Genomic DNA, 12212 nt, shown 5'->3' on the forward strand with positions numbered 1-12212 from the left:
CTATGACCCATGACGCTAAGACTTTGCCCGCCCCGGACCGGCCCACGTCGGCCGCGAAGCAGCTCGCCTCCCTGACCGCCGCCCTGACCGAGGACCTGGACGCAGGGGTCTGGGTTCCGGGGCCGTTGGAGCGGTCCCTGGCAGCTCGTGTCCTGACGGCCTGTGCCGGTGACGGACAGATCACTCCCGTCGTGCTGCGCGAGACCTTGTGGGAAGGCAGTCTCGTCCTCACGTACACCGCTGACGGTCGGCTGGCCCGGCTGCTGGCCCAGTTGGTTGAGGTGACCTCCCGGACGACCGCGGACTCCGGGCCGTCCATGTCCGCGGCCTCCCGGCTGCTGGAGCGGACGGCTCGGGGCTGACACGGCACAGCGCTGGGTACGAAGGGACAGTCGCGGGCGGCAAGGCCTGTGGCCTTGCCGCCCGCGACTGTCCCGCGTGTCGGTGTCAGCGAGTGGTGGCGCGGGCCGCCCGCTCGATCACGTCCGAGACGAGGCGCGGGTGGGAGACGGCGACGGAGTGCGAGGCGGCGACCTCGGTGGTGTGGGAGTGGGCGCGCTTGGCCATGAACCTCTGGACGGCGGCGGGGATGTTGAGGTCACGGGTGGTGACGATGTTCCAGGAGGGGATGGTTTCCCAGGCGGCGCTGGCGGCCTTCTCCTCCAAGGCGGCCTGCGCCACTGGGCGCTGCGCGGCGGCCATGAGGGCGGCCTGTCGGGCGGGCACATCAGCGGCGAACTGCTGGCGGAACTTGTCCTGCTGGATGTACAGGTCGGTGGCCGTACCGCCGCCCGCCTGCTCGTAGGTGACGGGGTCGAGGGCGTCAGGAAGGGTGGAACCGGGGAACTTGTTGGTGAGCTCCAGAGCGCTCTCGCCGGGGGCGGGGAGGAATGCTGCCACGTAGACGAGAGCCTTGACCTGAGGGTCGTCGGTGGCGGCCTGGCTGATGACGTTGCCCCCATAGGAGTGTCCGACGAGGACCTTGGGACCCTTCACGTGGTCGAGGACGGTACGCAGGGCCGAAGCGTCCGAGGCGGGGCCGCGCAGCGGGTTGGCGGCGGCTACGACGGGGTAGCCGTCGGCGCGCAGTTCGGCAATGACACCGTTCCAGCTGGAGCCGTCGGCGAAGGCCCCGTGTTCCAGGACCACCGTCGGCTTGGTGTGCTTGCCGGCGGATTCGGCTCTTCCGCTCGCCCCGCTGGCAGTGCCGCTGAGGGCGAACGCGCCCACTGCCAGCCCTGCCGCGACTGCCGAGACCACTCCTGTCAGCAACCGCTTACGGCCACCCTTGATACTCACCACAACAAACCCCTCTCAGGAACATCCGACTGTGGGGCGGTCGGCGCCTCGTCGACTTCCATCACCGCCCTGACTGGTGATTAATTTGTCAGGCGTAAAGTCACCTGTCAAGGTGGTGACGGCTCGGTCGTGTGTCCCTCGGGAACAGGGCGGCCCCACGGGGAAGGAGTCCCGGCGGGGCCTTGAGTGACCGGTGGCCGCGTGCGGCGGTCCAGTTCATGTGGATCGTCAGGGATCGGTCAGCCCGCCCCCCTGTCCGGCGATGTAGTGGCTTGCAAAGGCGATCGGCGGAGCTGGCGCTGCTGGAGGTCCGGTAGTGAGGACGTCGGGGCGGTCATGTTCCCGCCGTTCCGCTCGAAGGCCCGGCGGGCAGCAGGACCACCGCGTCTCAACCTGCGCGGCGCCCGAAGCGTCGGCGGTCGGAGATTTCCCCCGCATGTTGCTCGTCCGATGGGTCTTCTTGGGGCGCTCCGACGTGGACCGCGGACCGTCGCCCCGGCGTCGCGTGCGGAATTCAGAGGCGGTCGGCGTCGACGACGGCCTGGGCGAAGGCGGTGGGCGCCTCCTGGGGCAGGTTGTGGCCGATGTCCGCGACGGTGCGGTGCTCGTAGGGACCGGTGAAGTGGTCGCGGTACGCCGAGCCGTTGCCGGGTGCGGTGAAGGGGTCCAGGGCGGCGTCGAGGGTCATGGTGGGGACGCCGATGGAGGGCTGGGCGGCGAGCTTCTTCTCGTAGCGGTCGTAACGCCGCTCGCCGTCGACCAGGCCGATGCGCCAGCGGTAGTTGAAGAGGACGGTGGCGGCGTAGTCCGGGTTCTTGAAAGCCTCGGCGGTCCGCCGGAACGTGGCGTCGTCGAAGCCCCAGTTGGGCGAGACCAGGGTCCACACGTAGCGGCACAGCGCGATGCGCTCGTCGACGTTCTCCATGGCCTTCTTGCCGCGTTCGCTGGCGAAGTACCACTGGTACCACCAGTTGCGCTCGACGGCCGGCGGGGCGGGCTCCAACTGTGCCTTGCGGTCGGTGATGAGATAGCCGCTGGTGGAGACCAGAGCCTTGACCCGCTCGGGCCACAGCGCCGCGATGATGTCGGCGGTGCGCGAACCCCAGTCGAAGCCGGCGAGAACCGCCTTGTGGATCTTGAGGGCGTCCATGAACGCGATGATGTCCAAAGCGATGGCTGACTGTTCGGCGGTGCGAGGGGTGTTGCGCGACAGGAACTGGGTGCTGCCGTGTCCGCGCAGGTAGGGAACGATCACGCGGTAGCCCTGGTCGGCGAGGAGCGGGACCACGTCGACGAAGCTGTGAATGTCGTAGGGCCAGCCGTGCAGACACAGGACGACAGGGCCGTGCGCAGGGCCGGCCTCGGCGTAACCGACGTTCAGGACGCCTGCCTTGACCTGCTTGATGGCGCGGAAACCCGTGTGGGTTCCGGGTGTTACGGCTGGCACGATGGGCGCGGCCGCGCCGGGCCGGGCCGAAGCGGCTGCTTCGGCCTGCAGGCCGGTCAGGGTTACCGCGGCAGCACCGGCGCCCAGGCCGACGGCTTTGCTGAATGTGCGCCTGTTGATCATGTGGAACCCTCCGTCGTGTGTGCGGTGACCGGCCCGCGCCGTCGAAACGCTCCGCCTGTGCCGGCGGCGCCAGTTCACTGCGGCTCTGGGTACGGCGACCCTGACACGCTCTTGCGTCACCTGTCAAACAGGTGACGCAAGAGTGTTGTGCCGGATGGCGGCGCGCCAACACTGCCGTGTCCGCACCCATCCGGCAGGACACACTCTGGTCTTCGGCAGGGGCGCGCACATCAGTCACATGACGGTCGAGACGCGACCTGCGTCCGTCCCGATGATCGGACCGTGAGGCCCGAGCGCCCGGAGTGCTGCTATGCCACCACCACCCGGTAGCTCGACATCGCGCGGGGAAGGTCGGACTGGGCCAGTGATCCGGTACGCCATGAGGTCGCCCCGGTACAGTCGGCGCCGGGGAAGAGCTCCAGGGAAGCGGAGCCCGAGACGACCTGAACCGAGCGGGCGGCCTGCGCCAGCGTGTGGCAGGTGCCGAGGTCGTCGAGATCGACCGTCACCATCTCTCCCGTTCCGGTGGGGCCCGTATAGAGATGCCCGCCCGTCTGCAGCGGAGGCCAGCCGGCGGCGCTCGCCGTGCCGGCCCCGAGGCCCGCCATGGCCGCAGACGCGTGGGTCACAGTGTCCACATGCATGTATCTCGCATATCGCATGCGTCGCGTCGCGTCGAAGCAGGCGTTGCAAGTGTTTGAAGCGCTGTGGAACCAGATCGCCGAGCGATCGTTCCTGTCCCGCTGGAGGACAGGCGTGCATCTCTATCAGATCATCCTGAAGTTGGGCATAGAGTTGCGTGTCGTGTTGCGGGGCGTCCCGACCGCCCTGGTCCCGAAAAGGGTCTGCTGAGGTGGCCCGGTGCCATCGCAGTCATTTGACGTATGCACAACCACACGGTCGATCCACAGTCTGGAGTACGGGAATGTCCCTTGGCTGTGTGCCGGCGGCCGCACCCATGACCGAGCAGCCGCGCGAGAAGGACTTCTGATGCACGACGCCGCACACCGTCAGCCGGACATCCACTGGCCGTCCGGCTTCTCACCCGCGGAAGCCCACCGTTTCCATCGGGCTCATGCTGTCGTGCACGGCCCGCCGGAACGCAGCTTCACCATCCTGACCGACGTGGCGAACCTGAGGAGCTGGGTACCCGAGTGCGAGGGGGTGAGTGCCGAGACGTCCACCGGGACCTTCGACATCCACTGGTCCGGACACCGGTTTGAGGTTTTCAGGGGGGAGTACGTGCCACCCTCGCGGATCGGCTGGATGGCGATCGGCGGCGGGGTGCAGCTGTACCAGGCGTGGCTGCTCACCGAGCACGAGGACGGCACTGATGTCGTGGTCGAAAGCATCGTTCGCGCCGAGCTTCCCAGAACCCTCGACACGCTCTCCCTTGAGTGGGCCGAACGACTCGCCGATCTGTGGCGCGCCCAGCACGCGAAGCTGTCGGAGTTTTCCGTGGCGCTCCCGCGCGTGACGGATCGGCTGTGAGCGGGAGCCATGTTGGCGGAGCGACCGTGGCGGTCATGCCCGGACAAGAGGTGACGGGTCGCCGTTTCTCGACGCCTTCTCGAACTGTCGATCGCTATGGTCGCCCCATCGGGACGGACCCTGTCGGCGACCGACGGTCAATCCAAGGGAGCTCGGTATCACTCTCCAACTGCTGCTGGGAAAGACTCGGCGGTGGCCACTGAGCCCATGAGGGACCGATCCGCGATCGGGAGACCCTGCTGCGTTGCAGCACGGGAGGACAGGAGCGCGGAGGCCGTACCATCAGGGCAAACGTGTTTCGCCTGCCCTCTAAACCATGTAGTACGGTCTCTGTACATATCGGTGGCGGCTATCAGCCACCAGCGTGCTTCAGTGCCGCGCCGCTGTCAGGTGTCCCCGGGGAATCCGCGGGGGCGGTGTCCCATGGAAAGCCCGAACACCCGTATCACGGTCCCGTCGGGCGTCCGCTCTCCGGTCCGGCCGGTGACGGCAGCACTTTCCCCTTGCACTGGTGCGGCAACAGGACTTGTAGTCGAAAGGCTGACGGCATGTCGGACCAGAACAAGACAATGGAGTTTCTCGAGCGGGTGGCCGCCGACAACGCGGCTGCCTTCGCGGGGGTATCGACCTCCCTGGGTATCCGTCTCGGCCTCTACAGGGCGATGTCGGGGGCGGGAGGGCTCACCTCGGGCGAACTGGCCGAGAAGACGGAACTCGTCGAGCGCTACGTCCGGGAATGGCTCGCGGCACAGGTGGCCGGCGGCTACGTACTGCGCGACGCAGAGGCAGATACCTATGTTCTGCCGGATGAACACGCAGCCGTGCTCGCCGACCCGAGTGTACCGACGTACGTCGGGGGCGGATTCACGATGCTCAAACCGCTCTACGCCGCCGAAGAGGCGCTGGCGAACGCCTATCGCACCGGCGGCGGGGTGAATTGGCAGGACTACGGGCCCGAACTGTCCCAGGGGGTTGCCGCCTTTTTCAAGCCCGGATATGAGGCAGCCTTGGTCCAGGAGTGGCTGCCCGCCATGGAGGGTGTCGAGGCCAAACTCCGACGCGGTGCCTCGGTAGCCGACGTGGGGTGTGGTTTCGGGCACTCGACCGTGCTCATGGCCAAGGAGTTTCCGCAGTCGCGCTTCCACGGGTTCGATTTCCACGAGCCCTCGGTCGAGACAGCCCGTGAGCTGGCCGCCGAAGCGGGTCTCAGCGGCCGTGTGATGTTCGAGGTCGCGTCTGCGGACGCGATTCCCGGCGGGGACTACGACCTCATCACGTTCTTCGACTGCCTTCACGACCTCGGTGATCCCGGTGCAGCGCTGCGGCGCGCCGAGAAGTCCCTTGCGGACGACGGAAGTTGTCTCATCGTCGAACCGAACGTGTCGGCCGAACCCGGGGAGAACATCCATCCGATCGGCAGGTCCTTCGCCTCCACATCGGCCATTCTCTGCCTTCCGGCCGCCGTGGCGCAGGACGGCCCGTACGCGCTCGGTAACCACCCCGGCCCGGAAGCTCTTGAGGCCATCGGCGCCGAAGCCGGTCTGTACAGCTGGAAGCTCGCCGTCGAGACGTCCACCAACCGCATTTACGACGTGAAGCGCTGAAGCGGCGGCACCTCTGCGCCACCGTTGGGATACCCCATAACAACCGGTCTCCGTGCGGATATCACGGGACGGACCTCGTCCAACCTTATCGCCACACACGAAGGCATGTGAGATACATTTGAGTAGTAACACGTGTGTCGCTAGCAGGTGTGATGGGTAAGGTGTGAATAGGTGGGAGAACGGCTGTTCTTCTCACATGACGAACCATATGGAGGATCCGCGATGATCAACCGACGCTCTGTTCTGCGTACGGGGGGTGTCGCCGCCGCTGGTGCGCTGGGCGCCGCCGCCCTGGCTTCGACCGCCGACGCCGCGACAGCCACTCACACGTCTCACCATCACCACCAGGGTGATCCTGATCCGACAGGTGGGGTCACCCGTACCCTGCTCCAGGAGCACCCCTCACCGGCGAAGGGCTGGAACGCGGTCCAGACGCTGGTGGAGATCCCCCGGCGTAAGGAGTCCGGCCGCCACAGTCACCCCGGTGTGGAGGTCGGATACATCGTCCGTGGAGACGTCGTGATGGAGTTCGACGACAGGCCCTCCCTCAGGCTGCGGACCGGCGATCCCTTCTTCATTCCGTCGGGAGCCATCCACAATGCCCGCAACGTCGGCAAGGTGACGACGATGATGCTCTCCACCTACGTCGTCGACGAGACGCAGCCTCTGGTCACCACCTACTAGAGCTGAGCGCCGGTGTTGGGGGGCCAACCGCGCTCAGCGCGTTGGCCCCCCCAACACCGGCGGTGGCCGGCGTCGGTCCGAGGCGGGCCACCGGAGAGACCGGGAGCCTGCGGACGGGGCGGGGCGCCGAGACCCGAGTGTTCTGAGGCGGTCGACATGTGTGAACGGCGATGAATGTAGTGTGTCTCAGGAGGCAGGCAGACTGCCGCATACGAGGGATTCGGCCTATCGGATTTTCCGCTGATTTCCGCTCGGACACTCCCTCCGGCCGTGTTGATCGAGTGCCACGGCCCTTCAGCATGCATTCCGGATCGCTTCCCGACATTTGATGGAGTGAAGGTCACTCATGAAGAACGCGTCACCGCCTCATGCCCCCGAACTGCTCGACCGCGCAGCGGCCCTGGTGCCCGTCCTGCGGCGCAGCGCCGTCGAGGCGGAGCAGAGCCGGCGGCTGCCCGATCACCTCCTCCAGGAACTTGCCGGTTCCGGACTGCTCCGGATGCGGATGCCCTCTCGCTACCAGGGGCAGGAGTCCGACCTGAGGACGGTCGTCTCGGTCATGGCGGAACTGGCCCGAGGCGACGGTTCCACCGCCTGGGTGGCGACGAACTACGTCCTGTGCTCCTGGTTGGTCAGCCTGTTCCCGGATTCCGTGCAGGACGAGATCTTCGCCGATCCCGAGGTCCGGGTGAGCGGAGTCCTCAGTCCGGGAGGACCGGCCGCACCCGTGGACGGCGGATTCCGGGTGAGCGGCCGCTGGGGGTTCACCACCGGAGCCCTGCACAGTCAGTGGACCCAGCTGGTCGCCGTGGCTCCGGCGCCGCAGGGTGGCGCGGAGCCACTGATGCTCCTGGTCCCCACTCGCGATCTCAGGATCGTCGACGACTGGGACACCATGGGGCTGCGCGGTACGGGCAGCGTCACCGTCGAGGCCGAGGATGTGCTTGTCCCGTCGTCCCGCGTCCTGCCGATGGGGCCGATGCTGCAGGAGCAGTACGCCGGCAATACGGGGAACCCGGTCTACCGGACGCCTGCTCTGCTTACCGGAGCGGTTTCCATGACGGGCACGGTACTCGGGATCGTCAGAGCCGCCCGGGAATTGTTCTTCGAACGGCTGCCCACCCGGGGGATCACCTACACCGCGTACGACAGGCAGGCGGAAGCTCCTGTGACGCACCTGCAGGTCGCACAGGCGTCCTTGCGTATCGACGAGGCGCAGTGGCATGCGTACCGCGCCGCTGATCTCATGGACAGCAGGGCGGCGGAGGGCGGGACCTGGAACCTGGAGGAACGCCTGCGCATGCGCGCTGACATCGGGCGCACGTTCGAGCTGGCGGCGGAGGCCATGGACATCCTCAATTCCGCCAGTGGTGCCTCATCCCTTTACAGCGACATTCCCATGCAGCGTTACTGGAGGGACGTACATGCGCTCGGCCGACACGCTCTGCTGAGCCACACCACGGCCTATGAACTCTACGGCCGGGGACTGTGTGGGCTGGAGCCCAACACCCCACTCATCTGACATCCCCCGATCCGGGTCGGTACTTTCGCTCACCCCCCGCGTGCCGGTGGACCTGGCTGCGGGGACCGCGTTCGAGGCCACGAACGGGGTCCCGCAGCCAGGTCCACCGGCACAGGTGCGTCAAACGGCCTTCTCTTTCGTGGTGACCGGTGCGAGCGTGGAAACCCCGCGCGGGCGTGGCAGGTTCACCAGGAGGAATGAGACGAGAGCGGCGGCGAAGAGTGATCCGGCCGCCCAGATGTATGCGGTGTGGTAGCCGTGAACGAGCGCCGTCTGCCGCGCGGCCGTGTGGTGGGCGACGAGGTAGCCGGCGGTCGCGGTGCTGGCGATGGTGTTCAGCAGGGCGGTGCCGATCGATCCGCCCACCTGCTGGGATATGTTGATCATCGCCGAGGCCACCCCCGCGTCCTCGGAGCGAACGTTGTAGCTGGCCAGACTGGTGGCCGGCATGAGAGCCGCACCCAGACCAAGTCCGATGCCGATCTGTGCGATCAGCAGGACGGGTGTGTAGGGGGTGTCGGCGTCCAGCAGGACGAGCAGGAGAACGGAGACGCCGGCGCCGAGGTAGCCGCCCGCCATGATGGTCCGGGGTCGTATCCGGGCCATGAGCCACGCACCGAGGCCGGCCGCCCCCAGAGCCTGCGCGACGACGAGGGGCAGGAAGCCCACACCGGTGAGTGCCGGCGAGTACCCCTTGACGGTCTGGAGGTAGAAGGTGAGGAAGAGGGATACGCCGTACAGGCTCAGCAGTCCCAGCCCGGCGGAGGTGTAGGCGCCCAGCCGGTTGCGCTCGGTGAGGATCCGCAGCGGCAGCAGAGGGTCACGACGCCGGGTCTGCAGGAACGCGAAGGCGGTTATCAGGAGCACTCCCACGGCGAACGCGCTGAGCGTACCGGCATCGGTCCAGCCGCGGTCCTGCGCGAGGGGGAAGCCGTAGACGAGTACGGCGAGCCCTGCGGTCGCCAGTACCGCACCGGGCACGTCCAGGTGGGCCGTACGGTCGGTAACCGTGTCGTCGTGGATGTAGAGCAGCGCCCCGACGATCGGGACGAGGGCGAGCGGAATACTGATGAGCAGTGCCCAGCGCCAGTTGAGGTAGTCGGTCAGTACACCGCCCAGCAGCAACCCGAGTGCGCTACCGGAGGTGGTGATGGCGGCGAAGACACCGAATGCCCTGGCACGGTCCTTCCCCTCCGGGAAGGTCAGCGAGATGAGCGACAGGACGGCCGGGGCGAGAAGTGCGCCGAAGACACCTTGTAGTGCCCGGGCTACGAGCAGCACCCATGTGGTCGGCGCCACGCCGCCCAGGGCCGACGCCAGCGAGAAGCCGATCAGTCCGATGAGAAAGACACGTTTGCGCCCGAACAGGTCTCCCAGTCGGCCGCCGAGCAGAAGCAGTCCTCCGAAGACAAGGGTGTAGGAGGTGAGCACCCACTGTCGTGCGCTGTCGGAGATGTGCAGGTCGGCCTGTGCCGAAGGCAGGGCGACGTTGAGTACCACCGCGTTGATGACCACGATCAGCTGGGCGGTGGAAACGACGACGAGGATGAGCCAGCGTCTGTCGGGAGAGGGAGAGGTATGTAGGGAAGACATAAGCGTTCCAATCGGCCGGGAGGGACCAAGGCCAGAATCGGTAGCAGGTGGGACGACGAGGTACGGCTGCGGAACGACGCACGATGTGACGCGGCCACTGCGTCCGGGGAAAGACTCCGGTAAGCGGTGTCGTCGCCTGTTCAGGGTGCTCGGGCGCGGTGAGCGTGACGAGGACGGTGAACCTGTCCCGTCAGAAGGTGGCGACTTGGATGACGGTCTGCGCTTCGGAGACGGGATGAGCGAGCGGCATCCTGGGTCTTGGCAACTACTGCCGCGCTGGCAATGGTTGTGCAGAGGCCTCCGTCATCGAGGTGATGTGCCCCTCCAGAGCCCCTGCTCTGTCATCATGGACCACGAACATTGGACTGGCAAGTCCAACGTGTGATGACCTTCGCCTGGAGTACGGGCCACCGTCCGGTGCCGACTGGACCAGGTTCGGGGGACCAAGAACCGGGCCGGGCTCCGCCCCGCTCAGGCGCCGCGCCTGTGACGACCAGGTCCCACACGGAGCGTTCGTTTTCGCGGACCTGCTCAGGCCACGGGCTCAGGGGGTGCAGGCGTGCGCAGCCGGGCGCGAGCCCGTGGAGAGTGTCCTGCGGCGCCCGGTTCAGCCCAGCAGGTCATCGAGACGGGCGGCCGTGGCCAGGAGCCTCCGATCGCTCAGGTGGGAACCGACGAGCTGCAGGCCGACCGGCGGCGACGTTGTGACAGGCAGGGGAAGTGTCACGGAGGGCAGTCCGGCGGTTGCGGCGGGGGAGGTGTTGCGGATCAGGGTGAAGAAGGTGGGGACCACACGGCCGTTGAGAGGAAGACTGTCCTCGTACCGGGACAGGGGCCGGGCGCAGACGGGCACGGTGGGGCTGACCAGCGCGTCCAGCCGTTCCGTACCGAAGAGTGAGGCGTACGCGGTCTGCATGTCGCGACGGTCACGCAACGCGGAGGCCAGTGCGCTGGGCCCGATGTGTCCCGGTCCGGTGGGCAGCGTCGCTGTCAGCATGTCCGCGATACCCCGATCCGCAACGGCTTCGAGAACGTCTTCCGTGGTGAGGCCCGTCCCGTAGGCGTCAAGATAGCGGCTGAACGCCGCCGAGAACTCGCCGAGGACGAGTGGAACACCGATGCGCTTGTCGAACTCGACCAGTGGGGCCGTGTCGACAGGGACCCACTCGATGGATGCGACGGCGAGGCGGCCCAGGGCGTTCTCCCAGGCGGCCCGAACCTCGTCGTCCAGGTCCTCGGCGAATATCTGTCGCGGCAGCCCCAGGCGCAGCCGGCGGCCGGACTCGATCACATCACCGGTCTCCCCAGTGATCATGGTGTCCATGGCCGTCAGACGTTCGAGTGTGCGCGTGATGGGTCCCGGGGTGTCACGGGTGACCGACAGGGGCGTCATCGCGTCCGCCGGATAACGGCCGCTGCTCGGGCGCAGGCCGTAGACACCGTTGAGCGCCGCCGGGATGGTGACGGAACCGCCGGTGTCGGTGCCCAGCCCGGCGTCGACGATTCCCGCCGCCACCGCCGCCGCCGTGCCTCCGCTGCTTCCGCCGGCGAAGAGCGCGGGATCGGTGGCGTTGCCGACGGCACCGAACGTGTGATTGTGGGAGGTGCCGCCCAACGCCAGTTCGTGCATGTTCGTCTTGCCCACGACGATGGCACCGGCGGACCGCAGCGCCGCCACCACGGGCGCGTCCCTGCCGGGGACGAAATGCGCGAGGGCCGGTGTGCCCGCCGTGTTGGGGAGGTTCGCGACATGGATGTTGTCCTTGACCGCCAAGCACCAGCGCTCGTCCCACCCCCTGCGGGCATCGTGTCGAACGGCCTCTTCGAGTGCTCCTTCGATGTCGAGGGCGATGAAGGCGTTGAGCCCTTCGGCCGCGTCCGCACGGTCGAGCGCTGTCCGTACTGTCTCCTCGGTGCTGATCCGCTCTCGGCCCGGCTCGTTCCGTGTCATGGGGCTCTCCTCCGTGCGTGGGGTGGCTGGCCGCCTCTGAGACTCGATCACACTCGACCTGTACCACGTCAAGATACGGTCGCGAGGAGACCGGCAGGTTGGTGCGGACCGGAGCCGGTGCGCACCGGGTCGAAGGCGTCGGCACGGGTGTCGTCCCGCCCCTGCTGACCCGGGATGTGTACGACGAGGCCCGCACTGTCGATGAGGAGGAAGCACGTCGCCTGGTGCCGTCACCGGCCCGGCAGGAGGGCGTGTGCACAGGGACTTCCGGCGCCCTCAACATCACCGGGGCGATCCGTCTGGCGCGGCGTGCGGGGGCCGGCCGCACAGTGGTGACGGTCGTCCCGGACACAGGACTTAAATATCTTGCGGGCGATCTGTTCGCCGGAGACCCCTCCTGAACCGACGTCATTGGGCCGAGATCGACCCCGGTGCGCGAAAGGGCGGGCAATCATGGCCTTCTCGACCGTGGCAGCGGGGTGCACCTGTCCGCTGGGA

Annotated in this window: 12 protein-coding genes; 7 read left to right on the plus strand and 5 right to left on the minus strand. The window is 67.4% G+C overall.

Going from position 1 to position 12212, the window contains the following annotated elements; genetic code table 11:
- Positions 1-2 precede the first annotated feature (2 nt).
- The gene (locus tag C6Y14_RS12055) at positions 3-362 is read left to right on the plus strand and encodes a hypothetical protein (protein WP_107016936.1); all 360 of its coding nucleotides are present in this window, start codon (positions 3-5) and stop codon (positions 360-362) included.
- Between the two features lie 85 nt (positions 363-447).
- Here the strand turns inward: C6Y14_RS12055 and C6Y14_RS12060 are convergent, their stop codons facing one another.
- The 3 genes from C6Y14_RS12060 to C6Y14_RS12070 all read right to left on the minus strand — a co-directional run bounded on the left by C6Y14_RS12060 (position 448) and on the right by C6Y14_RS12070 (position 3513).
- Positions 448-1302 (minus strand): alpha/beta fold hydrolase, encoded by an 855-nt coding sequence (locus tag C6Y14_RS12060; protein WP_199854715.1) that lies wholly within the window; start codon positions 1300-1302, stop codon positions 448-450.
- 511 nt (positions 1303-1813) lie between these two features.
- Positions 1814-2869, minus strand: a complete 1056-nt coding sequence (locus C6Y14_RS12065) for an alpha/beta fold hydrolase (protein ID WP_107016600.1) — start codon at positions 2867-2869, stop codon at positions 1814-1816.
- Between the two features lie 308 nt (positions 2870-3177).
- Positions 3178-3513: a hypothetical protein gene (locus tag C6Y14_RS12070; RefSeq protein ID WP_225891027.1), complete on the minus strand. Its 336-nt coding sequence runs from the start codon at positions 3511-3513 to the stop codon at positions 3178-3180.
- Here C6Y14_RS12070 and C6Y14_RS12075 point away from each other — a divergent pair.
- The 5 genes from C6Y14_RS12075 to C6Y14_RS12095 all read left to right on the plus strand — a co-directional run bounded on the left by C6Y14_RS12075 (position 3512) and on the right by C6Y14_RS12095 (position 8170).
- Positions 3512-3721, plus strand: coding sequence for a hypothetical protein (locus C6Y14_RS12075; RefSeq protein ID WP_159074222.1), 210 nt, complete (start codon positions 3512-3514; stop codon positions 3719-3721). The genes C6Y14_RS12070 and C6Y14_RS12075 overlap by 2 nt on opposite strands.
- 138 nt (positions 3722-3859) lie before the next feature.
- On the plus strand, positions 3860-4360 hold the full coding sequence (locus C6Y14_RS12080; protein ID WP_107016603.1) for an SRPBCC family protein: 501 nt from the start codon (positions 3860-3862) through the stop codon (positions 4358-4360).
- Between the two features lie 548 nt (positions 4361-4908).
- Positions 4909-5964, plus strand: a complete 1056-nt coding sequence (locus C6Y14_RS12085; RefSeq protein WP_107016604.1) for a class I SAM-dependent methyltransferase — start codon at positions 4909-4911, stop codon at positions 5962-5964.
- Between the two features lie 222 nt (positions 5965-6186).
- Entirely contained in the window at positions 6187-6648 is a 462-nt protein-coding gene (locus tag C6Y14_RS12090; RefSeq protein ID WP_107016605.1) for a cupin domain-containing protein, read from the plus strand.
- Positions 6649-6994: 346 nt separating this feature from the next.
- Complete coding sequence (locus tag C6Y14_RS12095; RefSeq protein ID WP_107016606.1) at positions 6995-8170, plus strand: acyl-CoA dehydrogenase family protein; 1176 nt, start codon at positions 6995-6997, stop codon at positions 8168-8170.
- A gap of 120 nt (positions 8171-8290) precedes the next feature.
- On the opposite strand, the gene C6Y14_RS12100 is transcribed toward C6Y14_RS12095, so the two are convergent.
- Together C6Y14_RS12100 and C6Y14_RS12105 are read right to left on the minus strand one after the other, a co-directional pair.
- Positions 8291-9763 carry an MFS transporter gene (locus C6Y14_RS12100; RefSeq protein ID WP_107016607.1) on the minus strand — a complete coding sequence of 491 codons (1473 nt, stop codon included), beginning with the start codon at positions 9761-9763 and terminating at the stop codon, positions 8291-8293.
- Positions 9764-10370: 607 nt separating this feature from the next.
- Positions 10371-11714 carry an amidase family protein gene (locus tag C6Y14_RS12105; RefSeq protein ID WP_107016608.1) on the minus strand — a complete coding sequence of 448 codons (1344 nt, stop codon included), beginning with the start codon at positions 11712-11714 and terminating at the stop codon, positions 10371-10373.
- Positions 11715-11731: 17 nt separating this feature from the next.
- On the opposite strand from C6Y14_RS12105, the gene C6Y14_RS12110 reads away from it, so the two are divergent.
- Positions 11732-12115: a pyridoxal-phosphate dependent enzyme gene (locus tag C6Y14_RS12110; protein WP_404828770.1), complete on the plus strand. Its 384-nt coding sequence runs from the start codon at positions 11732-11734 to the stop codon at positions 12113-12115.
- The last annotated feature ends 97 nt before the right edge of the window (positions 12116-12212 follow it).

Source organism: Streptomyces dioscori (genome assembly GCF_003024195.1).
Lineage (GTDB): Bacteria > Actinomycetota > Actinomycetes > Streptomycetales > Streptomycetaceae > Streptomyces > Streptomyces dioscori.

Coding starts and splice junctions, on each gene's coding strand:
- C6Y14_RS12055 (WP_107016936.1), top strand. CDS start 3: ATGACCCATGACGCTAAGACTTTGCCCGCCCCGGACCGGCCCACGTCG.
- C6Y14_RS12075 (WP_159074222.1), top strand. CDS start 3,512: ATGTATCTCGCATATCGCATGCGTCGCGTCGCGTCGAAGCAGGCGTTG.
- C6Y14_RS12095 (WP_107016606.1), top strand. CDS start 6,995: ATGAAGAACGCGTCACCGCCTCATGCCCCCGAACTGCTCGACCGCGCA.
- C6Y14_RS12080 (WP_107016603.1), top strand. CDS start 3,860: ATGCACGACGCCGCACACCGTCAGCCGGACATCCACTGGCCGTCCGGC.
- C6Y14_RS12065 (WP_107016600.1), bottom strand. CDS start 2,869: ATGATCAACAGGCGCACATTCAGCAAAGCCGTCGGCCTGGGCGCCGGT.
- C6Y14_RS12070 (WP_225891027.1), bottom strand. CDS start 3,513: ATGCATGTGGACACTGTGACCCACGCGTCTGCGGCCATGGCGGGCCTC.
- C6Y14_RS12085 (WP_107016604.1), top strand. CDS start 4,909: ATGTCGGACCAGAACAAGACAATGGAGTTTCTCGAGCGGGTGGCCGCC.
- C6Y14_RS12100 (WP_107016607.1), bottom strand. CDS start 9,763: ATGTCTTCCCTACATACCTCTCCCTCTCCCGACAGACGCTGGCTCATC.
- C6Y14_RS12105 (WP_107016608.1), bottom strand. CDS start 11,714: ATGACACGGAACGAGCCGGGCCGAGAGCGGATCAGCACCGAGGAGACA.
- C6Y14_RS12090 (WP_107016605.1), top strand. CDS start 6,187: ATGATCAACCGACGCTCTGTTCTGCGTACGGGGGGTGTCGCCGCCGCT.